A 23,507-nucleotide genomic window follows, 5' to 3' on the forward strand; every position below is an offset into this window, starting at 1 on the left:
GCGCCCCTACTTCACCTGTGCCCACTCAGGGCCGTGCTCAGCCAACTCCGAGTCGAGCTTGGAGAAAATCGGCTTCGGCTTTGCAAGCTGCGTACCCGGCTCAATGTCGAAGCGATGCCAGGCGGCCTTCTGATTGACGTAATCACCAGTGATGATTGGGTAGCTCCTGCCCTCTGCCGGCAAGTCTGCGCCGACCGGTTCGACCGGCATGTCGTCCTGGACTTCCTGGACTTCTGGCATTGCGGCCCAGATGCCCTCGCCACCCAGGGTCTCGAAGACCTTCTGCGCGCTTTCCGGCAGGTACGGGGTCAGCAGGACATTGGCGTCGCTGACTACCTGCAGCGCTGTCCACAACACAGTGGCGAGACGCTCACGCTGGGACTCGTCCTTCGCCAGCTTCCACGGCTCCTGCGCAGCAATGTAGGCGTTCGCCTCCCCGACCAGGTGCATTGCGGCAGTGATACCAGCGCGGAAACGGGATAGCGCAAGTGCGTCACCCACCTCGGCGAAGGAGCGCTCAGCCAGGTCGAGCAGTTCACGGTCAGCGTCGGTGAGCTCGCCCGGAGTTGGCACCTCACCGAAGCTCTTGAAAGCCATGGACACGGTGCGGTTGACCAGGTTTCCCCAGGAGTTGGCCAGCTCGTTATTCACGCGGCGGACAAACTCATCCCAGGTGAAGTCGGTGTCCTGGTTTTCCGGACCAGCCATGGCGATGAAGTAGCGCAGCGGATCCGGACCGAACTCCGCCAGGAAATCCTTCACATAGATGACAACGCCCTTGGAAGAGGAGAACTTCGAGCCCGACATGGTCAGGTACTCCGAGGAGACGACCTCCGTCGGCAGGTTCAACTCACCGAGCTCCCCGACTTTGCCTCCGCGGGAACCTTCGCCACGGTAGCCCAGCAGCTCAGCCGGCCAAATCTGGGAGTGGAAGGTGATGTTGTCCTTGCCCATGAAGTAGTAGGACAGCGCCTCCGGGTCATTCCACCACTTGCGCCACGCTTCCGGGTCACCGATGCGCCAGGCCCACTCGATGGAAGCGGATAGGTAACCGACGACAGCGTCGAACCAAACGTAGAGTTTCTTGGTTCCGTTTTCCGACCAGCCCTCCAGCGGAATCGGAACACCCCAGTCAATGTCGCGGCTCATTGCGCGCGGACGGATGTCCTTCAGGATGTTCAGGGAGAATTTCAGCACATTTGGGCGCCAGTCCTTGCGCTCTTGAAGCCATTCGGTCAAGGCCTCTGCCAGCGCTGGCAGGTCGAGCAAGAAGTGCTCAGTTTCAACGAACTTCGGGGTCTCGCCGTTGATTTTCGACACCGGATCAATCAGATCGGCCGGGTCAAGCTGGTTACCGCAGTTGTCACACTGGTCGCCACGGGCACCGGAAGCGCCACAAATTGGGCAGGTACCTTCGATGTAACGGTCCGGCAGCGTGCGCCCGGTCGACGGGGAAATCGCCCCCATCGTGGTCTGCTTGACCATGTAGCCGTTTTCGTAGAGCCCGCGGAAGAGCTCCTGGACAATCGCGTAGTGGTTGCGCGTGGTAGTGCGCGTAAACAGGTCGTAGGAAAGCCCCAGACCCGCGAGGTCCTGCACAATCTGGCGGTTGTAACGGTCGGCCAATTCCTGGACAGAAACGCCTTCCTTCTCTGCTTGCACAAGCAGCGGCGTGCCATGCTCATCAGTACCGGAGACCATCAGCACGTCATTGCCAATCATTCGCTGGTAGCGAGCGAAAACGTCCGAGGGGACTCCGAAACCTGCAACATGGCCGATATGTCGCGGACCGTTAGCGTACGGCCACGCAACTGCTGTGAAAATGCGAGACATATCTAACAGGGTAATAGATGACCTGCCATCGCGATGAACTGTGTCCCTTACGGAGTCCTCATGAAGTCCACATGAACTGTCCCCTACCATCATCGCACGCATGCGCAGTCACTACGATTATGTTCTATGTCCACTCGGTCTACCTCCTCCGGCTCGGCTGCTGACTTCACTTCGCGTGCGACCACTGCGCTGGCGCGTCTTATCGCTGCCGGTCATCGTCCCGCCGCACTCATCGGCTCCTGGTTCGGTTATCGCGCGGTTCTCGCCGCCAACGTCGAGCTCACTGCCTGCGAGTCGGCAGCGCTTTTCACCAGCCCCGACCCCGATGCGTGGATCTTTGGGTTCCGCCCCTACTCCGGCACCAGCGCGCACGGGGTCGCTACCTGCGTCGCGTTGCTTGCCGACGACGGCACGTGGCATTTCGACGGCCCCGGCACCGGTGACCCCTTCAATCCGGATTTCCAAGCCCTTCAGGAGGCCATCAACTACTCGCACGAAGACACGCGTGCCGACGCGCTCCCCGCGGCCACACCACTGGAGTGGGATCAAGGCGACCGAGAACACCACCAGCTTGCGGTGACAAACTGTAAGGAGGCAATTGCCGCAGGCGAGGTGTATCAAACCTGCATTTCCACACGCTTTCACGCGGAGCTGGCAGCGAGCGACTCTGCACTAGCCCACGCCGGCGCGTGGTTTTCCTCCCGCGTGGCGCGGTATCAACCGGCTCGAGCAGCATTCTTGCCCGGCAATCTCGACGTTGGAATTCCAATCCTGGCCTCGCTGAGCCCTGAGGAGTTCCTCATCCGCGCAGGCACAAGCGTGACTGAAACTCCCATCAAAGGCACGATTCCCGCTGACCGGTCCCCGAACGAGTTATTGCGCAGCGACAAGGATGTCGCCGAGAACATCATGATTGTCGACCTGGTGCGCCATGACCTCGGTCAAGTTGCCAAGACCGGCACCGTGAAGGTCACAGACCTGCTCAGTGTGCGTCCGGCACCGGGCGTGTGGCACCTCTTTTCCACAGTTTCCGCGGAACTTCCCGATCAGCTCAGCCACGCTGAGCTCATCGAAGCCTGCTTCCCACCGGCCTCAGTCACCGGTACACCGAAGCTGCGAGCGATTGAGCTTCTGCGCGAATGGGAACCCGAACCCCGTGGCGCTCACTGCGGCGCGATTGGTGCGGCCCATGGGGATGCACTTGAGCTCAATGTCGGTATTCGTACCGCTGAGTACACAAAAGACCCGAACTCGGGGAGAGTTCGGGTCGAAGCTGGCATCGGCGGTGGCATCACCATCGGGTCTACACCCGAGGGCGAATGGGCCGAGATTGAGGCCAAGGCCGCACCGCTGCTGTTGGAAAGCTAATTGCGCAATTTACGAGCACGGCGGCGCTCGCGCTGTTCGGCCGCTTCCGCCAAGCGGCGCTCACGAGCCATGCGCAGGGCAAACTGACGCTGTTCCTTGTCATCGAGGTACATCGGATCGTCGGAAAGCCCCTTAACCAGCGCAACCATCAGCGCCAAGATAACAATGACGAACGGGCTTGCCGCCAAAATAGTGATGTTCTGCAGGTTCGACAGGGCATCGCTGCCACCGGTGACCAATAGGACGATGGCAATCAGAGCGGTGAAGATACCCCACATAGCAGTGACCGTGCGCGACGCTGTGAGTCGACCGAACTGGCTCATGGTGCCCATCACGGTGGAGGCGGAGTCCGCCGAGGTAATGAAGAAGGTAGCCAGCAGAATCATTGCAATAGCCGAGGTAATCGCGCCACCCGGCAAGGATTCCAGCAGATTGAACAGCTGACTCTCGGCCGAACCGTCACCGTAGATGGACGCACCCTGCTGCTCGTGGGTAATGGCGGTGCCACCAAAGATGGAGAACCACACTGCAGAGACAATCGACGGAACTGCGACGACGGTGAAGACGAACTCACGGATAGTACGGCCGCGAGAAATACGTGCGATGAACATACCGACAAACGGCGACCAGGAAATCCACCAGGCCCAGTAGAAGATTGTCCAGGAAGAGAGCCATTCACCGGCGGTGCCGTCAGCGGAAGCACTGGAGCGGGAGGCCATCTCAAAGAAGGAATCCAGGTAGCTGCCAATGGAGGTCGGAATCAGGTTCAGAATCACCACGGTAGGGCCGAGGACCAACACCAGCAGAGCCAGCAGACCTGCGGCAACCATGTTGAAGTTCGAGATGTACTGGATGCCCTTGCCCACGCCCGACAGTGCAGAGGCCAAGAAGGCACAGCCCAGAACGAGAATAAGACCAATCCACAAAGGTGCGCCCTTGATGGCGTTGAACCCGTTGATTTCCAAACCGGCGGAAATCTGAAGTACGCCAACACCGAGAGAAGCTGCCGTACCGAAGACGGTGGCAAAAATCGCAAGCGCGTCGATAAGCTTGCCCAACCATCCCTCAGCGCGACGTGCGCCGATGAGCGGGATGAACGCCGCCGAAATCAGCTGCTTTCGGCCGAGGCGGTAGGTCGAGTAAGCAATTGCGAGACCGACGATGGCGTAGAGCGACCACGGGTGCAGAGTCCAGTGGAACATCGTCGAAGCCATGGCGGTACCGACTTCCTTCGGCTCGTGGCCCGGCACGCCATCGCGATAGAAGGTCAGCGGCTCAGCGACACCGTAGAACATCAGACCGATGCCCATACCGGCGGCGAACATCATGGCAATCCAGCTAGGCGTGGAAAACTCGGGTTTCTCGTTGTCCTTGCCCAAGCGGATGTGACCGAACTTGGAAATCGCGATGGACACAATGAAGAAGACAAAGACGGTACTGGCCAAGATAAACAGCCAGCCGATGTTCTCCACGACCCAGTTCAGAGAGCTAGATGCGAACGTAGAGAAACTATCCGGCCACGCCAGGCCCCAGACGATGATTGCCAGAATTGCGACAACGGCGGGGATGGTAACCCCGAGGTTCACGGGAGCGTGAGAATCGTCGGCCCTGACTTCGCCGACGACTGACTCCCCTACTTCTTGTTGTATTTCATGCTCTGGTGGATTCGTCATTCCTCCACCATGTCCACCATTGACCTGGGATTTCAACTCAGGATGTGGATTCTCTCAGGTTTTCCTCATTTTTTATGGGTTGCAAAAAACTTCCAATAACGGAGTTTACCCTGTTCACTGGCGTGCGCTTGAACATTTTCCGCCACAAAGTAACAATCAGTTAACGATTTTCGTCCCGAGCTGCTAAAACGGCCTGGTAGAGATCTCGATGCTTCGTCATTCCCGCCTCTGCTGCAACCTGCTTCGCGGCATCCTTCAGTCGCATGCCATCAGCCACGAGCTCCTCCACGCGGTCAACCAAGCCCTCCGTGGATACCTCCGTTGCCTGCTGCCCCGCGCCTTCAATCACCACCGTAATTTCGCCGCGGACACCTTCCTCCGCCCACGCCGCCAACTCCCCCAGCGTCGCACGGCGAGTCTCTTCAAAACGCTTGGTCAACTCACGGCTTACCGACGCGCGCCGCTCCTCACCCAAAATCTCCGCAGCATCGGCCAACGTAACAGCCAACCGATGCGGCGACTCAAAGAAACAACAGGCCCGCTTCTCTGTCTTCAGTGATTCCAACCATGCCCGGCGCGCCCCCTGTTTACGAGGTGCAAAACCATCGAAGCAAAAGTGGCCGACACCCAAACCACTGAGAGCCAATGCGGTAGTCACCGCGCTCGGTCCTGGTACACAGGACACCGGCACGCCCGCATCATGTGCAGCCGCCACCACAGCCAGGCCAGGATCCGACACCACCGGCATCCCCGCATCGGTCACCACAATGACTTTCTGTCCCGCCTTCGCCGCCTGAATCAGCGACTCAGTGCGGCTCTCTTCGTTGTGATCGAAGTTCGAAACAAACTTCCCCTTGGGGGAAATGCCCAGCGCTGTGGCCAGGTTGCGTGCCCGCCTGGTGTCTTCCGCGGCGATGATATCGGCGTCGATAAGCGCACCGCGCAAGCGGTCGGAGGCATCGGCGATATTGCCCAGCGGCGTTGCCACCAGAGTGATGCCAGGAGCCAGCGTCATTGCCTCGCTAAGAGGCGCGTTCTCGTGCGGTTGGAAGTTCGATGCCGAATGCGTCATGATTCCATAGCTTAAACTGACATTCGTGACCGATGCCGCTTTAACCCCACCACCGGAAACCGAGCGCCGCGCGAAAAAGCGTTTCCTGCGCCCGATTCCCCCGGTGCCCTCGCTGCCGCCACTGCGGCGGTGGGACAAATGGGATACCGCCACTTTTGTGGTTCTCGGAATCGTCGCAGCGCTAACCCGTTTCATCGGGCTTGCTGCCAAGACCGACAATGGCACCCCGCTCTTCGATGAAAAGCACTATGTGCCGCAAGCATGGCAGATTCTGGAGTCCACCCGCGACCCCATCTCGTCTGGCATTGAGGACAATCCCGGCTACGGTCTGATTGTGCATCCGCCAGTGGCCAAGCAGGTCATCGCCTTGGGCGAATGGATCTTCGGTTACTCACCAATGGGCTGGCGGTTTATGTCGGCGGTGTGTGGCACGCTGGTCATACTGCTGCTCATGGACATCGTCCGACGCATCTCTCGCGGCTCGCGGTTGGCAGTGGGTATCGCTGGTCTCTATGCGCTTGCCGACGGAGTGCTGTTTGTCTCCTCCCGGGTCGGCATGCTGGACATGATTCAGACCTTCTTCATCACTGCGGCCGCGTGGGCACTTCTCATCGACCAGGCCGATGCCCGCAAGCGCCTGGAATCCGCCACGGAGCTAGGTAGTTTCGGCCCCTATCTCAGTTATCGCTGGTGGCGACTGCTCGCCGGCATCATGCTGGGGCTTGCCACCGGGGTGAAGTGGTCTGGCCTGTATTACATGGCCGCATTCGGTCTGTGGTCCGTCTTCACGGATCTGGTCTCCCGCAAGAATGCCGGTGCGCACAAACCCGTGCTCGGCGCACTCTCCCGTGATACCGCCCCGGCGTTGCGTGATCTGGTGGTAGTCCCGCTGGGCGTTTACTTCTTAAGTTGGCGTTCCTGGTTCGCCGAAGAAACGTCGGTCTATCGCCATGTCTCACCCGAAGACCGCGATACGGGACTCCCCGGCACCGACTGGCTTCCCGAGGCCCTGCAGAACTACCTGCACTACCAAAACAGCGTGCTGAAGTTCCACGCCGAGCTGACCACCTCTAATGGCCACAAACACCCTTGGGAGTCCAAGCCTTGGGAGTGGCTGGTCAGTTGGCGGCCAATGCTCTACTACTCCACCGAAACCACCTGCAGTGGCGGCCAGGAGTGCAAGGGCTGGATGATGCTCTTTGGCACCCCGCCCATCTGGTGGTTGCTGGTCCCCGTGGTCCTGTGGGCCACATGGCGTTGGCTCGGCCGCCGCGACGGCCGCTACGCGCTGCCCGTCATCGGTTTCCTCGCCTCGTGGCTGCCGTGGGTCATCGGCTACGACCGGCAGATGTACTTTTTCTACGCCACCGCGCTGATTCCATTCGTACTCATCGCCTTTGCTCTGCTTGCCGACGATCTCTCACACTGGCGGCCCGGCGGTAAGCCGGTGGGGTTGGTAATCGTTGGCACGCACGCCGCACTAGTGGTGACCGCGTTTGTGTTCTGGCTGCCAATTTTGACCGGCTACCCGCTGCCTCTCAACCACTTTGAATGGCGGTTCTGGTTGCCATCTTGGAGCTAGTCCCGCTGTGGTGGCACGCCTGTGACCGGCAACCCCGAGGCGGCCCGCCATGCCTGTGCGATTGCCGTCGGCGTATAGCCGCCCAGCCACACAACGGCCAGCGTCAAAGCGGAGACAAACATCAATGCCAGGCCAGCGATCTCTGATGCTCCCTGGGCACCGATGAGAATGTCACGAATACCAAAACCGATGCTGAACGTGGCGACGGCACCGTAGACCGGCGCCATGCCCATGGCAGCGCGCGGCCGCCAAGCAGCCCAGAACAATCCCACTGCCAATGCAAGCCGAATTGCCGCGAGTTGAATGGCAAGGCGTGCTCCGAGCTCCATTGGGTCAACGGTGGCAGTGGAACCGTCGATAGGCGCTCCCGTGCTTGTTGCGATTCCTGCACCGTCCTGCGGCTGTGTCGAGGAAAGTCCAAGCGTCATCATGTCGGAGGCGTCTACCAGCGTCGCAATCCCCCAGACCGCCCAGCAAAGTCCCAACGCAATGAGCACCCCGCGGGCGGTGCCGGCTATGAGCAGCCATGCGCGCTCACGCCGGCGGCGCTCCGGTTCGATGGAGACCAAAATGCGCTCCGAGAGATCATCCGTGGAAACCTCCGGCATACCATCGGCAGGCCCAACCGTAAGGGCGCGGTTCAGCCGCACCGCTCGCTCGTACCAAGCTCGGCACTCCTCGCAGGCCCCAAGATGGGCATCGATGACTTCATCGGCAATACTTGCCTGCTCGCCATCGAGGCGAGCTGACAATGCTGCGCGAATTTCCTCGCACTCCACGGGGAATCTCCTCCGCTTTTAACTCTTAAGGGGGTTGTACCTAATGAGGTCTTATCTGATGAATTGCCTGTCCAAGCTGAAACGGCCGGCTCCGAAAACGAAAATCATCACCAGCCCACCGATGAGTGACATCACGAGCTCCGCACCGTTGTCACGGATAAACAGACCATTGCCCAGGTGCATCGACCACCAGGCACCAATCATTTCAATGATGAAGACCATCGCCACCGTCGGGGCCAAGAGTCCCAGAATCAGCAACGCGCCTCCGACCAGTTCGACTAGAGCGACAACCCAGACCGTCAAGTGCGCCTGCGGGATATTCGCAGCGACAAAGTAACCGGTCGTCTTGTCAATACCGGTGATAAAAATCTTGTCCCAGCCATGGCAGATGAAGATAATTCCGAGTATTAGGCGGAGAATCACGAGCGCGATATCGCGCATTACCGGTCGATCCATGAGGGACATGCTACCCGACGGCACGGTCAAAGCACGGTAGCACTGCGGCAGCGAAAGGCCAGCGACTTTAACATGCAAAAAGGCTTCTCCCAACCCCTCGGGAGAAGCCTTCCGCCAAACACACCCGGTGTGTCATGTCTTAGGTAGTGACATCGTAACAGGCCGAGTTTCTAACAAAAAATCGCGCTGACGTGCTCAGACAACTTTAAGGTTGTTCTACGGCTCAGCTCACAGGACTAGCTCACGCGAGCCTGCGGCATTTCGTCGTAATCGTCGTCATCAAAGCGGTAGTCAGTGTAGGCCAGATCTGCGAAATCCGGGTCCTCATCATCAAGCTCGACTACTACCGCGCCGGGACGGCGCAGTCGCTGTGGAATTCCCAGCTCATCATCCTCGCGGTTACGCACACCGAGGCGGGCCATCTTCATACGGCGAATTCGGCGAGCCCGCAGTTCCTGCTCTGCACGCACGGTGCGGCGCAGGTTGACCAGGTACAGGGTCATCAAGCCGACGCCGACCAGTGGAATCCACCAGGTCCAACCACCGGCGAAAGCAGCGATGATGACCGTGACTGCGATAAACGCTGCCAGCCCAGCAACAGAACGGCGGCGGCGAGCAAAGCGAGTCTCAGCGTACTGGGCATCCGAAATCGGATCGAACCCACCGCGACCACGGCGCTTCTCAGCGAACGCGTAATCATCTTCGGTCAAGGTGTCATCGACAGCGACTGCGTCATCGTTGGACTCGACAGCGTGGTCACTGTCGTTCTCGACGGTCGCATCGAGTTCTGCCTGCTCGTCTACGGTGTCTGCTTCCTCTTCAGTCTCAGAGAGAGCCTCAGCGTCAACGTGCTCAGCGTCAGCCGCGGCACCGGAATCAGCGTCAGATTCAACAGCATCTTCGAACATCAAGTCATCGGCGTCGACGAATTGACGGCGAACGTCAACGCTCACATCGGAAGAAGACTCATCTGCACGAACCACGTCACCTTCGGCGGAGGCGACGGCGGAGTCAGATTCAGCATCCTCGTCATCAACGACAGCCTGTAGCGACTGGTCTGCAGATTCATCATCGGATACGTCCATGTCAGAGCGGTCAGAAGACTCAGCAGTGGCTTCCTCGGTAGCGGAATCATCCGCCTGCGGGGCCTCCTCCTCTGCATCTGCTGCTTCCAGCTCGTAGACGATATCGCCGTCGACGACGGCCGGGTCGGCCGCCTCGTCCACGGTGTCGTCGATAAGCACGTCGCTGACATCGAAGTCATCGTCGACCTGCGCGTCAACGGTTTCGAGAGAATCGTCGACTTCTTCGGCCACGCGCACGTCCGACTCCTTAAAAGACGGACGGCGGCGCGTCGTGGCCAGCTCCTCGCCACCACGATGCAGCACGCGGGTCTTACCTAGCGCATCGGATGTACGACGAATCGGCTTGCGCGTATTGACCACCAGCGGGGCCAGCACAAACAGCCACAGTACAACGATGAGTATCAGCAACAGAGAAGTTGACATATTCTGCGTCTCCTTGCGACTTCGCCCGGGGTTTCGCCGTCTCTCCCCGGCCCAAATACACCGCCCACATGCCCTTCCACAGAGGCATTTACGAAGGCAGCCAGCGTATCTAGAGCGAACTCGCCCAATAGTAGAGTTGTCATCACCCTATCGGCGTGCGCTGCTCAGACTACTCAGGCGCGCCGTTGCGGTGGGTATTTCTCCGCCTCTTCATATTGCGCACGACCACTCGCCACGATGAGGTCCACTGCACTGTCCTCCCCCACCCGCGCATAGGTCAGATGATCGCGCCACGCACCATCCATATGGAAGGCTTCCCGCGCCACGCCCTCATACTCGAACCCACAGTTTTCCAGCACGCGTATCGACGGGACATTGCTGTCCAACACAGTCGCTTCAATTCGGTGGACGCCAACTTTCTTGGCATAATCCGACGCCAACGCCACTGCAGCAGTGGCGACTCCTCCACATGTAAAGCTGCTGCCGACCCAATAGCCAATCCAGGCGTGAGCGACGGGGAAAGGCGTAATGCCTCCGAGCGTGAGCATGCCGGCGAACTGGCCGTCTACCTCAATGGTGGAAACAAACATTTCCCCCGCCGCCTCTGAACGACGCCAACTGCGAAGGTTACGGCGGAAAACGGAAACCTTGTGGGCGTTATCCCAGTCGTCGTCGAGGGTTGGCTCCACAGGCCGCAAAATGGGCTCATCACGCAGCCGCAGTGCCCGCCATGTAGAGGCATCAGTTCGCTCTGGCACACGCAGGCGGACTCGGCCGCCACTGGTTATTAGACGGGAAGTACGCACAGCAACGATACTCGCGGTAGTGGGGTGTGGTTAGGCTTGGCGCGCCATGAACAGCACGTCAACGACATCTCCAGGACGCACGTGTAGCACGTCTTCCGGAATCACGATGAGACTGTTGGCTTCCGACATGCCGGCCAGAAGGTGGGCTTGCGCACCGCCGGAACCTCCCAGCGGCTGCACCATGTATTCGCCGGTCTCACGGTCACGCATGAGCTGACCACGGATATACCCGCGACGCTTCTCCGCCGACTCGATCGGGCCGACAGCACGAGCTGTGACAGCGCGGCGGCGAGGATTGCGCTTACCCAGGGCCAGTCGAATGAGGGGACGAACCATAACCTCAAAAACGACCAATGCGCCGACCGGGTTCGACGGCAGCAGGAACGTTGGAATCTTGTCATCTCCCAGCAGACCAAAGCCCTGGACCGAACCAGGATGCATAGCGATGCGGGAAACATCAACCTCGCCCAATTCAGCCAGCACACGGCGAATCTGCTCACCCGCGGCACCGCCGACAGCCCCCGTGATGACCAAGAGCTCACTGCGAATGAGCTGGCCCTCGATGATTTCCCGGATGCGACGGGGCTCACCGGTGGCAATACCCACTCGGTGCACCTCGGCCCCAGCATCGCGGCCGGCTGCTGCCAACGCGTAGGAGTTGACGTCGTAGACCTGACCGAGGCCTGGCGTGCGGTCAACATCGACCAACTCATTACCAATGGAAATCACGGACATACGCGGCTTGGGGTGCACCAAAACCTTCGAACGCCCCACTGCTGCCAACAATCCAACCTGCGACGGCGAAATTACCGAGTCCAAAGACACCGCCACGTCACCCGGCTGCACGTCGTCGCCGACCTTCCGCACAAAGTCACCGGAGTAGACCGGATGGAGAACATTAACTCGACGGCCACCGCGGTCGGTCCAGTTTAGGGGCACGACAGCGTCGGCAAGCGATGGCAGCGGCGCACCAGTTTGTACGCGCACGGCCTGCTTCGGCTGGAGACGCATCGGGTGGTGAGAGCCGGCTGTCACCTCACCGACAACAGGCAGCTCGACCTCGCGAAAATCAACATCACTCTGACGCGCATCCGGAGGTAAAGAACCAGATTCGCCGACGATATCGACAGCGCGCACTGCATAACCATCGATTGCTGACTGCACGAATCCCGGCAACGGCTGCTCTGCGATGACATCTTCAGCGCACAGCATGCCGAGGGATTCCGAAATAGCAACGCGCACAGGATCAGGCATCACAGCGTGCGCGGTGATTGCCGCCAACTGTTCTTCCACAGAACGCATGTTTTACCTTCCTCGGCACCAACCCGCGGTGCGCTTTATGGCTATTCAGCTTCTCAGTACAAGCCTCTAGATAAGTACAGCCTCTATAAAAAGGCTTTAAGCCTGTTCATCCTGCGCCAGACGCTGCTGCATATACTCGCGCAGCCCCTCGCCGTAGTCCGGATGCCTGAGTCCAAAGTCTACGCAAGCGCGAATGAAGCCACCAGGATTTCCCAGGTCATGGCGGAACCCCTTGTGGACGACCACATGAACCGGATGCCCCTCTTGAATCAGCAGCTCAATTGCATCGGTGAGCTGGTATTCGCCGCCCTTACCGCGCGGGATGCGGCGCAGCGCATCGAAGATGGCACGATCGAGCAAGTAACGTCCGACTGCCACGAAGTTGGATGGAGCATCCGCAGGGTCCGGCTTTTCCACCATGCCCTTGACTCGCTTCACATCGTCCCAAGCATCAGCATCAGCCGCGTTCTCACCGAGCTCACCCGACTCCGCCGGGGTGGCGTCCTCAATATCGAAGACACCGTAGTTGTAGACCTCTTCGTGAGGAATTTCCAGCGCACATAGCACCGAGCCGCCAAAGCGCTCGCGCACTTCCGTCATGCGATCCATCACGCCCACTGGGAGCACGAGATCGTCGGGAAGCATGACAGCAACGCTGTCCTCATCGTCTTCGAGCAGCGGCTCTGCGACCAACACCGCATGCCCCAGGCCCAGCGGTCGATCTTGGACAACGGATTCCACGCGAATGACCTCGGTGGCGCGGCGTACCTTCGCTGCAATTTTGTCCTTGCCACGCTCGGCGAGAGTCTGCTCAAGATCCGGGCGTGGGTCGAAGTGCCCCAGCACGCCATCCTTACTCGGCGCCGTGACAATAGCCAGGCGTTGCGCACCAGTGGCGGCGGCCTCTTCAGCAATCATCTCGATGCCCGGCGTATCAACCACGGGCAGCAATTCTTTCGGCACTGTCTTGGTGGCAGGCAAGAATCGCGTACCCATGCCCGCGGCAGGAACGATGACAGTTCGAACCGGAGTAGTCATGTCCGAACCAGACTCTTTAGACGATGAGACCATAATGGCAACGATACCTATATAACTTCCATTTGCTCGGAGGCTGACCCCGCTTTTTTCAACGCGTCAATCAGAAATTTTCTCCTGCGCTGACGACCGAGGCCGCTCCCCTACCTGACAGAGTAGGTTTGCAGGTATGGCTCCGCTTCCCGAAACCACGTCCGATTTCAAAACCCGCACACGGCACGAGGTACTCGCCGCACGCGCCGCCAAGGGGCAGCGTGAGCGCATGCTTGACGACGAAGCACTGGTACAGCGGTTGCAAGAATGGTTATCCAATACCGTCGGTGACCTCACAAAACCCGTCATCGCCGCTTATGTCCCCGCTGGCGACGAGCCCGGTGCAAGCGTTTCTAGTTCGACTGATGGTGAGCCCGGCCAGGGCTTTGTGGAGGCTTTGGCCAACGCGGTTCCCGGAGCACGAATTCTGCTTCCCGTCTGCCCGCCCGGTCCGCCACAGCCGCTGCACTGGGGTTACTACACCGACGGCTTCAGCAAAGGGCGATTTGGACTCTTGGAACCTGTTTCGATGGAAAGCGCCGCCGGCCCGAAGGAGCTAGGTGTTGCCGACGCCATTATTCTGCCGGCAGTTGCGGCCGACCCCCAAACTGGGATGCGGTTAGGGCGTGGCGCTGGTTATTACGATCGCAGCTTGGTTTTCGCTCGACGCGACGGCGATACGGATGGGGCGAGAGCTGCTGTCATCGCTGTTGCGGTTTTCGACACCGAGTTGCGCACGGAGCTTGCCTACGATGAGCACGACGTTCCCGCCGATTATGTGATCACGCCAGCGGGGATTTCACAGGTTTAATGGAACCGATTCCGGGTTTTTCGCGCCTAACTTAATATGAACCCAAAACACTCGTCCCGGTTTCCGCGTCCATTCCGAAAGCCCCGCCCCGCAACTATTCGGCGAATAGTTGCAGTCACAGTTTTCCTATGTGCCGTCGGACTGGCGGCGGTGGAGTCATTGACACCTCGCAGCGGCCATATCCGGGTCATGATTAGCGCCAAATCCATTGCCGGTGGCGCATCGGTGGCAGAACAAGATGTGGCTTTCAAGGACATTCCCCGGGATCTCGTTCCTGGCGGGGCCGTAACGGACATCGCTGCTGTGCGGGGACGCACCCTGGCCACCGGCATGTCACCAGGAGAGATACTTACAGAGCAGCGAATGGTCGGCCCATCACTAGCCAAGTCGTTGACTGGGATGTCGGAAAGCAAAATTATTGCCATCACGTTGACTGATGTGGGCATCGTGTCCGCTCTTCGCACTGGTGACAGCGTGGATATTGTGTCGACCGCGGATGAGCGCGGGATGGCAGCGCCGCTTGCACACGGGGCAAAGGTGGTCAACATCGTCGACGAAGAGGTGGTTTTGGTTGCACTGCCCACTGGTGCCGCGGAGGTGGTGGCAGCGACATCGCTAACGTCCCCGCTCACACTGTTACTCTCGGGTTAGTGACCAAAGTCTCACTGATTACAAGATTTCATGGCCCTGAACAGCGTTTTCCGTAGAAAGTTGACTTGTCCCATAACTTGGTGTCGGGATACAATGGCTCGGCAATTCAAAATTACGATTAGAACTAAGAAGAGTGACACTGCCGGACAGCGCACTTCCCTGTTTCTGAAATCGTATGGGCCTGCATTGAGCTACGCGATGACTCACAGGTCTCGTTTGGTTTGTTCCGTTTCTACAGAAGGAAATTTCCTATGCTTAAGGGCTTTAAAGAGTTCATCATGCGCGGCAACGTCATCGACCTGGCGGTCGGTGTTGTCATCGGTGCTGCGTTCACCGCAATCGTCACTGCTTTCACCGAAAGCCTGCTCGAGCCGCTGCTGAACACCATCGGTGGCGCTGAGGTTACTGGCCTTGGCTTCGAAATCATCAGCGGCAACCCGTCGACCTACCTTGACTTTGCAGCTGTCATCACCGCAGTAATCAACTTCCTGCTGGTCGCAGCGGTTGTCTACTTCGTCATCGTTGCTCCGATGAACAAGTTCAACTCGATGCGTGAGGCTCGCCTGGAGACCTCCGCTGAGCCGGAGGTCACCGAGGCTGACCTGCTGACCGAGATTCGTGACCTGCTGGCAGAACAGAACGGCAAGCCGAAGTCGGAACTGAACTAGCCTCTAGCTGTTAGTTGAGACCTTCCGACAAGAAGCCAACTAACGCCTTTGCACAGCGCTCATCCCCAATGGGGTGGGCGCTGTTTTGTCCAGTAGTCCGCATCAAAACCACGAGCATCCTCCGGAGATTCATCGTGATAGCGCACTGTGCGCGCGGTTTTCGCACTGCGCGACTGGGCAAAGTTTTTCGCCGGTGCACCTGCGCGACGACGTTGCCTACGACTGCCACTGCGCGGCGCAGCTTGCTCGGGCTGATTGGGCTGATTGGCGTCGCCCATTCCTAGACGCTCCAGCGGCAGAGATCATCAAGCACATGAGAGACCAGCGGGAGAATTGTCGCCATGCCATCGCGCACTGCAGCGCGCGACTCCGCGAGATTGATAATCACCGTCTGACCGGACACACCAGCCAACCCGCGTGACAGCCCCGCATCCAAGGCGCCGGCTCCCATACCGGAGTTACGAATAGCCTGCTCAATGCCCTGCAGTCGTACATCGAGAACTTTGCGAGTGGCATCCGGGGTCTTCGCACGAGGCCCAACGCCAACGCCTCCCACCGTGACGACCAAATCCGCGCCACCAACAACAGCGGTATCGAGCGCCTTCCGGATCTCACGCTTCACTGCACCCGTACTGACCACAGCATCGACCGAGTAGCCGTCTTCTTCCAACAGCTCAACCATGAGCGAAGCCGCAGCATCCGGGTTCTCGAAATGATCGCCCACGAGGACTACAAACGCATTTCGGACCTGGCCGTCGTCGTTGATAAGACGCTCCATCTCAGCGAGGTTAACGTCACTTGGCTCAGTACTCACAGTTTCACTCATCTGCTCTAACTCGCTTTCTCCCACAGCTCTACACTCGAAGTTTCACTCGAAAATCTTTTACAGATGGTGAGCTACTACTCCACCACGCTGCTTATCAATCCTGGGCTTCTGCCAAGGTGACATCGACTGTTCGCTCGTTGCCGCCTCGCTCATCTGTAACTGTAAGTGTGACAGAATCCCCGATCCGATGCGAGCGGATAGCCGCAATTAGTGCAACGCCGTTGTCAAGTGTGCGGTCATCAACCTTGGTAATCAGGTCACCGTCTTTCAGTCCCGCTTTGTCAGCTGGGCCGCCTGGCGTTACCTCCCGCACCAGTGCACCACGTGCAATCGGACGCGAATCAATCTGGGCACCAATGACAGGCATCCGGGCCTTACCGGAATCAATCAGGTCTTCCGCTATGCGACGAGCCTGATTAACCGGAATAGCGAAACCAAGGCCAATGCTGCCCGCTTGCTCCGATCCCGCACTGTTAGAGGCAATCACGCTGGGCACACCGATAAGGTTGCCTTCCATATCCACTAGCGCTCCACCGGAGTTACCCGGATTAATCGCCGCGTCGGTCTGGATTGCATCAATGACCGAGGACTGACCGTCTTCACCCGCGGCGGTGACCGGACGATTCTTAGCGGAGACAATGCCCTGCGTAACGGTGGAGGTCAGTCCCAGTGGCGAGCCAACGGCCACCACTTCCTGGCCAACCTGGACCTGCGAGGAATTGCCCAGTGAAATTGGGCGCAGCCCGTTGACACCTTCAATTCGAATAACGGCGATATCAGTAGCTGCATCCCCTGCAACCAGAGTTGCCGGGTGCGTCGTGCCGTCGGCCAGCAAGACTTCCATTTGTGCGTCCGGGCCCGCGCCTGCGACGACGTGATTATTCGTCAGGACCAGACCGTCGGACGACAGAATGGAGCCTGACCCCGACGCCGTGCCCCGCTCCGAGGCAGTGGTGATGGAGACGACACTGGGAAGGACCTTCTGCGCGACCTTCTCCACGGACCCCTCAGCTGCTGCTACCTGGCGGGTTTCCGCAGGCTTATCCAGCGCGTTGTCCGCGGGGACCGACGACTGCGAGTTGTGAACTACCCATGCGCCGACACCGCCACCAATACCGGCCGAGCACAGCATCAGGGCAGCGACTGCCAGCGCCCCCATGCCCTTAGCCCCCTGGGCACCCTTGGTCTTCTGCTGATTGGCCGGAACGTCCCACTCTGAACCGCCTCCGTAAGCGCCGTTCGGCTGAGACGGGATGGTGTTGTAGTGGGAATTCTCCCAGCCGCGCTCATTGACAGAAAACTGGCTTGTCTCACCAGCATCCCCCATGGCACGGTTCTCGCTGAAGTTGTGAGACTGCGAGGAGTAGTGTCCCCGCTCATCTCCTCGCGAGGAATCGTTGAAAGAGTTGCTCATACGTAATACCTTGCACTGTCTGTCTAACAATTGGCTGAGAGCAGTCTGCAGTCTCGCCGAAAATTCCCCGAATGAAACACCGAATCCCCGCCACGCACTTCCTTAAAAGGCCGCACGCAGCGGGGATTACATCGACTTTGACGTGGGGATATGCGTTTCTAGCTAGGCTCTTGAGCTGAATCGGAGTCTTCATCTCTCCCGCTGTACGGGCTGCCCGGCAGCGTCACCCGCATCAAAGCACCGCCATCGTCGGATTCATCGGCAGTAATCGTGCCCCCGTGGCGGACGATGACTGACTTCACAATGGCCAACCCCAGGCCGGATCCAGGCATAGACCGTGACTGAATGGAACGGTAGAACCGCTCGAAGACCTTGTGACGATCTTCCTTCGGGATACCCGGCCCCGAGTCCGCCACCGTGAATTCAGCGACAACCTCGCTGAGTGGCGTCAGACGAACCCGCACGGTGCCATTTTCTGGCGACCACTTTGCAGCGTTGTCCATCAAGTTCAAAACTGCCCGGCCAAGCCCCGCCGGATCCCCGTAGACATACCACGGAGTGGTCTGCACGTCGAAAGTGATATCCGGCCGACGACGTTCAACACGCGCTAACGACGTGGAAATGATTTCATCGACATCGACATGTTCAATAACCTGTTGCGGCCCATCTTCGCGTGCCAAATCGACGAGGTCACCAACCAATGTCGACAACTCTTCCAGCTGTGCGATGACGTCAGCTTCCAGATCCGCGCGATCCGCATCCGAGATTGCCGCTCCCGAGCGGGAGGCCATCATCAGCAGTTCAATATTTGTGCGTAACGACGTCAGCGGGGTCTTCAACTCATGACCAGCATCTGCAACCAGCTCCGCCTGCTTAATGCGCGACGCTTGAAGTGCAGCCAACATCTCATTGAAGCTGCGGGTAAAGCGCGCAAGCTCATCGTCGCCCTCCACAGGGATTGGGCGCAGCTCATCGGTCTCCGTTACTCGCTCCGCGGCAATGCGCAACCGAGTGACCGGACGCAGACCCGTTGTTGCCACCGTAATACCTGATCCGATGGCGAAGAGAATTCCGATTGCAGAAATACTCAGCAGCACTGCACCGAGCGATTTCAAGACCGACTGCGTCGAGTTCAAGTCCTGCGAGAGAATCAGCGTCGCACCATCTTCGGCGCGGACGGCATATACACGACGGCCGTTGTACTCATCGGTACGAATCGATTCCTGGCGATTCCCTCGCAACACTGCGAGTTCCGGACCACCAATAGAGATTGAGCCACCGCCCTTACCCGCCACACTGCCGTGGGCAAAGTACACCGCATCCAAATCGGGGTTCAGAATCCTGTTTGAGTCCGCCTCAAAAGAGGGACCAATGGCAAACTCCGACGCATACGGGGACATAAGCAGTTTTTCCGCCTGGCTACGGAGGTTACTATCCACTTCGCGGTACAGCGTTGCCTGCACAGTAAAAAACGCAGCCAACGTCATCAGCCCCACAGACATCGCCACAATGAGCGCCGTCAAAATGGTCAGCCGCCAACGCAGTGAAGGGATACGCGAACTCCGGGGCAGATCAACGAGGGACTCCCCTACCGTCCTCTCAGCATCCGCGGACTTCTCTTGCTTTTCACCGGCACCTTGTCCCGGGGTGACCTCGGTGGCGGAACGCTGATCTGATTGCACGCCACCGCCGGTCAAACGACGACGGCGCAACATCACGGTGCGGTCTCCCGCATCACATAACCGACACCACGCACAGTGTGAATCAGACGCGGCTCTCCCTCTGCCTCAGTCTTGCGACGCAGGTAGCCAATGTAGACCTCAAGCGCATTTCCGGACGTCGGGAAGTCATACCCCCAGACGTCCTCCAAAATGGCGGTACGGGAGAGTACACGCCGAGGGTTGCTCATCAGCAATTCCAGCAGCGCAAATTCTGTACGAGTGAGACTAATGCGGCGTTCACCGCGGAAGACCTCACGAGTTTCCGGGTCAAGGGAGAGATCCTCAAACTGCAGAGTTGCGGCATCTTCCATCGCAGGCACTTCCAAAGCAGAACGACGAAGGAGTGAACGCACACGAGCGAGTAGCTCTTCCAATGCGAAAGGCTTAGGCAGGTAGTCGTCTGCGCCGGCATCAAGACCAGCTACGCGCTCGGAGACCGAATCACGTGCAGTCAACATCATGACCGGCAAATCATCGCCTTCGCTGCGAAGCCGACGGCAAACATCGAGGCCGTCGAGCTTCGGCATCATGACATCCAGAATGGCTAAATCCGGACGATCCTTGGCGATCTTTTCCAAGGCCTCTGCGCCATCCTCAGCGAGCTCGACCGTGTAGCCATTAAAAGTCAACGATCGCCGCAACGCTTCGCGTACCGCTTGATCGTCATCAACTACCAAAATCTTCATACTGCCCATTGTGCCTTGAAAATATAAGGTGAGTGTAAATGTGACACAGATTCTTCGTGAGAGAGCTCGCAAAAACTGGGCCATACAACTGAAAAACCTCACCCCATCGCCAAGTACAAGCGATGGGGTGAGGTTAAAAGCTCTTTATCAACCGTTCCTTACGCACTGAACGCACTCTGCACGCTCAAAGCGCTCTGGGATTCAGCGAGGAACGATGTCAGCATCCTTAAAGATGCGCGTTAGAACTTCTCGACGTCAACCAGGCCGAGCTGAACAGCCTTGGCGATGCGACGAGGAACGTTGTAGACGCGGCCGTTTACCTTGACTTCCTGGAGAGCGACGTTGTTGCTCTTCCACTGGGAACGGCGGGCGCGGGTGTTAGCTCGCGACATGCGACGCTTTGGTACTGCCATTTTCTTATTCCCCTCCTATTCTTAGTTCTTCTTCGCGCGGCGAATGCGGTTACCGTAACGACGCTGGAACTTCTCGACGCGACCAGCGGTGTCCATGACACGCTGAGCACCGGTCCAGAACGGGTGCGACTCGCTGGTGACGTCAACGACGATCAGCGGGTACTCGTTACCGTCTTCCCACTCGACAGTGCGGTCGGAGGTGGCGGTGGAACGGGTAAGGAAAGAGTGACCCGTGCCTGCGTCCTTGAAAACCACCGGGTGGTAATCAGGATGGATGTCCTTCTTCATTAATTCTCGTTTCCCTCAGGATTGAACTTCAGGTCGCTTTCACCCAGCTAACAGCGGGAGAATCGTGCCTGAGTTGGGTACGAACACGACTTACAATGACACGCACCAGGTCAATATTTCTACAAACCGGCATGTGACACTCGATGGAATATTACAGGCTCGAGCCCAAAAATTAAAAAAAGGACTCTGCGCTAACGCCCGTCGACAGGCGGGCGCCCGTCAACAAGCACGAACTCTATGACGACATTAGAGATTTGCACCAAGAAAACCACAGTGGAACAGCGATTAGGTTATCCCGCAACTCGTGTGTAAACTGTTCTCTCGCTGTTGTCTAGTTATTCGTTTACGCGCTCAGCGTCGAGTGTCAATGGGCAGCGCCCCGGAAAAGGCCAGGTGGAATCCTCGGTTACTCAATAATCCGGCGTGGCGCACCAGTGATGTCGGCATTGGGCGGCAAGGAAGCAAAGGAATCCCTATGTCGGCGATTTGCCAGGTTACGGGACGCAAGCCGTCTTTCGGCAAGACCGTGTCCCACTCCCACCGGCGCACGTCGCGCCGTTGGAACCCCAACGTGCAGCGTAAGAAGTTCTACCTCGCCTCTGAGGGGCGTCACATCACTCTGAATGTGTCCCCGAAGGGTCTGAAGACCATCGACAAGTACGGTATCGAAGCTGTTGTTGCTCAGATTCGTGCACGTGGGGAGAAGATCTAAAAATGGCACGTAATGACATTCGTCCAATCATCAAGCTGAAGTCCACTGCGGGCACCGGTTACACCTACGTGACCCGTAAGAACAAGCGCAATACCCCGGACCGTATCACCATTAAGAAGTACGATCCGGTTGTCCGCAAGCACGTCGAATTCCGCGAGGAGCGCTAACTCATGGCTAAGAAGTCCAAGATTGCCAAGAACGAGCAGCGCAAGGAAATCGTCGCTCGTTATGCAGAACGTCGCGCTGAACTGAAGCGCATCATCAAGTCCCCGCACTCCACTGACGAAGAGCGCATGGACGCACAGTACGAGCTGAACCGTCAGCCGCGTGACGCGTCCCCGATTCGCGTTCGCAACCGTGACGCTGCAGATGGTCGCCCGCGTGGCTACCTCCGCAAGTTCGGCCTGTCCCGTGTCCGCGTTCGTGAGATGGCCCACCGTGGCGAACTCCCGGGCGTCCGTAAGTCCAGCTGGTAAGTCGAGGAGCACCAATGAAGCGCAATCACTCTAACAAGAAGGCGCGGATGGAGCAGTCCCGCCGCCCGAAGAAGAACCCACTCAAGGCCGCAGGCGTTGAGAAGGTTGATTACAAGGACATTAACCTGCTCCGCCAGTTCATCTCTGACCGTGGCAAGATTCGTTCTCGCCGCGTCACCGGTCTGACTCCGCAGCAGCAGCGCCAGGTCGCTACCGCTGTGAAGAACGCCCGCGAGATGGCACTCCTGCCGTTCACCAGCCGCTAAAGATGGCTGGTCGGCGGGAGCCGATCATTCGAATACCCGCCGAAAGGCCTTATTTACGCGCTGGCCGCATGACGATACATGCGATAACAGCGTAAAACGGACTCAGTCCTTCCCCACCGAGGGGATTGGATTGGGTCCGTTTTTTATTGTCTAAAATATGCACTTATGCCCGCTCTCACCGAAATATTCACCGGCTTTGGTTCCGTCGCAGTACTGATCATTGTTGGCTGGCTGTTTGGGCGCAGTGAGATCGTCGATAAGCGGGCATCTTTTACCCTGAACATGATCGTGTTCTGGATCGCGATGCCGTGCATGCTCGCGCACACGCTCGCGACGGCGGATTCGGCGAACATCTTCGGTTCGGCGTTTGGTGTCGCGGCACTGTCTGCCTTGACCACGGCGGCGTGCTACCGAATCTTTGTGGCACCCATGTTCAAACAGCGCAGCGCTGATGCTGTGGTCGGCGCGATGTCGTCGAGTTACAACAACGTCGCTAATCTCGGTGTGCCCATCGCGGTCGCGGTGCTTCACGACGCTACCGCCGTCGTCCCGGCCCTTATTTTTCAGATTGCTTTTTATGCGCCCGCTTCCATGACGGTGCTGGAGATCCTCACTAACCGCGGCCGCTTTCGACCCCGCAATGTCATCATGGCTCCGCTGAAAAATCCTATTTTTCTGGCTGCGATGGTGGGGCTTGCGATTAATGCGTTTGCTATCGAAGTACCTCAGTTCGTGGCACATCCGGTGGGGCTATTGGGGCAGGCGGCGGTGCCTATGGCACTTCTGGCCTTCGGTATCAGCCTGCATGGTATGCCGTTTATGGAAGCAGGCCACTCCCCTCGTCGCGCCGTCGTAGTGGCGTCGACTCTGAAGCTTTTCCTCCACCCAGCGTTCGCTCTGCTGTTCGGCCATTTCGTCTTTGGACTCAGCGGGCATGCGCTGCTGGCAGCCGTGATTATCGCCGGTTTGCCGACTGCTCAAAATGTCTACACATTCGCGTCCCGCTTCGGCCGGAACCTTGAGCAGGCACGCGATTGTGGCGTGATTACGACAATCGCCTGCTTGCCGACGGTTCTGCTGTTCACCCTGCTGCTGAGTTAGGAGGCTAGGTCTTCACGCCGACGGCAT

Annotated in this window: 26 protein-coding genes; 10 read left to right on the forward strand and 16 right to left on the reverse strand. The window is 58.6% G+C overall.

Annotated elements, in window-relative coordinates:
* Positions 1–6 precede the first annotated feature (6 nt).
* The gene (gene metG, locus HMPREF2614_RS03435) at positions 7–1,833 is read right to left on the reverse strand and encodes a methionine--tRNA ligase (RefSeq protein WP_070560146.1); all 1,827 of its coding nucleotides are present in this window, start codon (positions 1,831–1,833) and stop codon (positions 7–9) included.
* 126 nt (positions 1,834–1,959) lie between these two features.
* Between metG and HMPREF2614_RS03440 the strand changes: the two genes are divergently transcribed.
* A complete protein-coding gene (locus tag HMPREF2614_RS03440) occupies positions 1,960–3,201 on the forward strand; it encodes an aminodeoxychorismate synthase component I (RefSeq protein ID WP_038626316.1) in 1,242 nt (413 codons plus the stop codon).
* Here HMPREF2614_RS03440 and HMPREF2614_RS03445 read toward each other — a convergent pair.
* The gene (locus tag HMPREF2614_RS03445) at positions 3,198–4,874 is read right to left on the reverse strand and encodes a BCCT family transporter (RefSeq protein ID WP_038626318.1); all 1,677 of its coding nucleotides are present in this window, start codon (positions 4,872–4,874) and stop codon (positions 3,198–3,200) included. The genes HMPREF2614_RS03440 and HMPREF2614_RS03445 overlap by 4 nt on opposite strands.
* A gap of 160 nt (positions 4,875–5,034) precedes the next feature.
* Positions 5,035–5,889: a 16S rRNA (cytidine(1402)-2'-O)-methyltransferase gene (gene rsmI / locus HMPREF2614_RS03450; protein ID WP_187401012.1), complete on the reverse strand. Its 855-nt coding sequence runs from the start codon at positions 5,887–5,889 to the stop codon at positions 5,035–5,037.
* An 82-nt stretch (positions 5,890–5,971) separates the two neighbouring features.
* Between rsmI and HMPREF2614_RS03455 the strand changes: the two genes are divergently transcribed.
* On the forward strand, positions 5,972–7,528 hold the full coding sequence (locus HMPREF2614_RS03455; RefSeq protein ID WP_038626322.1) for a dolichyl-phosphate-mannose--protein mannosyltransferase: 1,557 nt from the start codon (positions 5,972–5,974) through the stop codon (positions 7,526–7,528).
* On the opposite strand, the gene HMPREF2614_RS03460 is transcribed toward HMPREF2614_RS03455, so the two are convergent.
* From HMPREF2614_RS03460 to HMPREF2614_RS03485, 6 genes are all read right to left on the reverse strand, one after another.
* Positions 7,525–8,307, reverse strand: a complete 783-nt coding sequence (locus HMPREF2614_RS03460; protein WP_038626324.1) for a zf-HC2 domain-containing protein — start codon at positions 8,305–8,307, stop codon at positions 7,525–7,527. The two genes, HMPREF2614_RS03455 and HMPREF2614_RS03460, sit on opposite strands and share 4 nt — an antisense overlap.
* 51 nt (positions 8,308–8,358) lie before the next feature.
* Positions 8,359–8,763: a DoxX family protein gene (locus tag HMPREF2614_RS03465; protein ID WP_038629133.1), complete on the reverse strand. Its 405-nt coding sequence runs from the start codon at positions 8,761–8,763 to the stop codon at positions 8,359–8,361.
* Between the two features lie 236 nt (positions 8,764–8,999).
* Entirely contained in the window at positions 9,000–10,271 is a 1,272-nt protein-coding gene (gene glpR, locus HMPREF2614_RS03470) for a divisome protein SepX/GlpR (protein ID WP_070560148.1), read from the reverse strand.
* Between the two features lie 173 nt (positions 10,272–10,444).
* Entirely contained in the window at positions 10,445–11,077 is a 633-nt protein-coding gene (locus tag HMPREF2614_RS03475) for a GNAT family N-acetyltransferase (protein ID WP_038626327.1), read from the reverse strand.
* A gap of 30 nt (positions 11,078–11,107) precedes the next feature.
* Positions 11,108–12,379 carry a molybdotransferase-like divisome protein Glp gene (glp, locus tag HMPREF2614_RS03480; RefSeq protein ID WP_005511382.1) on the reverse strand — a complete coding sequence of 424 codons (1,272 nt, stop codon included), beginning with the start codon at positions 12,377–12,379 and terminating at the stop codon, positions 11,108–11,110.
* Between the two features lie 96 nt (positions 12,380–12,475).
* The gene (locus HMPREF2614_RS03485) at positions 12,476–13,450 is read right to left on the reverse strand and encodes a UTP--glucose-1-phosphate uridylyltransferase (RefSeq protein ID WP_038626329.1); all 975 of its coding nucleotides are present in this window, start codon (positions 13,448–13,450) and stop codon (positions 12,476–12,478) included.
* A gap of 133 nt (positions 13,451–13,583) precedes the next feature.
* On the opposite strand from HMPREF2614_RS03485, the gene HMPREF2614_RS03490 reads away from it, so the two are divergent.
* The 3 genes from HMPREF2614_RS03490 (at position 13,584) to mscL (ending at position 15,577) form a co-directional block, all read left to right on the forward strand.
* On the forward strand, positions 13,584–14,258 hold the full coding sequence (locus HMPREF2614_RS03490; protein WP_038626331.1) for a 5-formyltetrahydrofolate cyclo-ligase: 675 nt from the start codon (positions 13,584–13,586) through the stop codon (positions 14,256–14,258).
* A 189-nt stretch (positions 14,259–14,447) separates the two neighbouring features.
* Positions 14,448–14,909, forward strand: a complete 462-nt coding sequence (locus HMPREF2614_RS03495) for an SAF domain-containing protein (RefSeq protein ID WP_224786612.1) — start codon at positions 14,448–14,450, stop codon at positions 14,907–14,909.
* 251 nt (positions 14,910–15,160) lie between these two features.
* Complete coding sequence (gene mscL, locus HMPREF2614_RS03500) at positions 15,161–15,577, forward strand: large-conductance mechanosensitive channel protein MscL (protein WP_038626335.1); 417 nt, start codon at positions 15,161–15,163, stop codon at positions 15,575–15,577.
* A gap of 59 nt (positions 15,578–15,636) precedes the next feature.
* On the opposite strand, the gene HMPREF2614_RS10865 is transcribed toward mscL, so the two are convergent.
* From HMPREF2614_RS10865 to HMPREF2614_RS03530, 7 genes are all read right to left on the reverse strand, one after another.
* On the reverse strand, positions 15,637–15,855 hold the full coding sequence (locus HMPREF2614_RS10865) for a hypothetical protein (RefSeq protein ID WP_080972822.1): 219 nt from the start codon (positions 15,853–15,855) through the stop codon (positions 15,637–15,639).
* A 2-nt stretch (positions 15,856–15,857) separates the two neighbouring features.
* Positions 15,858–16,355 (reverse strand): MogA/MoaB family molybdenum cofactor biosynthesis protein, encoded by a 498-nt coding sequence (locus HMPREF2614_RS03505; RefSeq protein WP_224786613.1) that lies wholly within the window; start codon positions 16,353–16,355, stop codon positions 15,858–15,860.
* A gap of 142 nt (positions 16,356–16,497) precedes the next feature.
* Positions 16,498–17,817, reverse strand: coding sequence for a S1C family serine protease (locus HMPREF2614_RS03510; protein ID WP_038626339.1), 1,320 nt, complete (start codon positions 17,815–17,817; stop codon positions 16,498–16,500).
* 158 nt (positions 17,818–17,975) lie between these two features.
* Positions 17,976–19,532 (reverse strand): HAMP domain-containing sensor histidine kinase, encoded by a 1,557-nt coding sequence (locus HMPREF2614_RS03515; RefSeq protein WP_038626342.1) that lies wholly within the window; start codon positions 19,530–19,532, stop codon positions 17,976–17,978.
* Positions 19,532–20,224 carry a response regulator transcription factor gene (locus tag HMPREF2614_RS03520; protein WP_005511429.1) on the reverse strand — a complete coding sequence of 231 codons (693 nt, stop codon included), beginning with the start codon at positions 20,222–20,224 and terminating at the stop codon, positions 19,532–19,534. Before HMPREF2614_RS03520 ends, HMPREF2614_RS03515 begins: the two co-directional genes overlap by 1 nt.
* Before the next feature lie 239 nt (positions 20,225–20,463).
* On the reverse strand, positions 20,464–20,637 hold the full coding sequence (gene rpmF / locus HMPREF2614_RS03525; RefSeq protein ID WP_005511439.1) for a 50S ribosomal protein L32: 174 nt from the start codon (positions 20,635–20,637) through the stop codon (positions 20,464–20,466).
* Between the two features lie 21 nt (positions 20,638–20,658).
* Entirely contained in the window at positions 20,659–20,925 is a 267-nt protein-coding gene (locus HMPREF2614_RS03530; RefSeq protein ID WP_005511390.1) for a type B 50S ribosomal protein L31, read from the reverse strand.
* 475 nt (positions 20,926–21,400) lie between these two features.
* Here HMPREF2614_RS03530 and rpmB point away from each other — a divergent pair, with 475 nt between their 5' ends.
* From rpmB to HMPREF2614_RS03555, 5 genes are all read left to right on the forward strand, one after another.
* Positions 21,401–21,637, forward strand: a complete 237-nt coding sequence (gene rpmB, locus HMPREF2614_RS03535) for a 50S ribosomal protein L28 (RefSeq protein WP_016423274.1) — start codon at positions 21,401–21,403, stop codon at positions 21,635–21,637.
* A gap of 2 nt (positions 21,638–21,639) precedes the next feature.
* Complete coding sequence (gene rpmG, locus HMPREF2614_RS03540; RefSeq protein ID WP_005511413.1) at positions 21,640–21,804, forward strand: 50S ribosomal protein L33; 165 nt, start codon at positions 21,640–21,642, stop codon at positions 21,802–21,804.
* Positions 21,805–21,807: 3 nt separating this feature from the next.
* Positions 21,808–22,113, forward strand: a complete 306-nt coding sequence (gene rpsN, locus HMPREF2614_RS03545; protein ID WP_005511414.1) for a 30S ribosomal protein S14 — start codon at positions 21,808–21,810, stop codon at positions 22,111–22,113.
* Positions 22,114–22,127: 14 nt separating this feature from the next.
* Complete coding sequence (gene rpsR / locus HMPREF2614_RS03550; protein ID WP_005511410.1) at positions 22,128–22,379, forward strand: 30S ribosomal protein S18; 252 nt, start codon at positions 22,128–22,130, stop codon at positions 22,377–22,379.
* A 165-nt stretch (positions 22,380–22,544) separates the two neighbouring features.
* Positions 22,545–23,480, forward strand: a complete 936-nt coding sequence (locus HMPREF2614_RS03555; protein ID WP_038626344.1) for an AEC family transporter — start codon at positions 22,545–22,547, stop codon at positions 23,478–23,480.
* Positions 23,481–23,507 lie beyond the last annotated feature (27 nt).

The organism is Corynebacterium sp. HMSC074C11 (assembly GCF_001809455.1).
GTDB classification, from domain to species: domain Bacteria; phylum Actinomycetota; class Actinomycetes; order Mycobacteriales; family Mycobacteriaceae; genus Corynebacterium; species Corynebacterium amycolatum.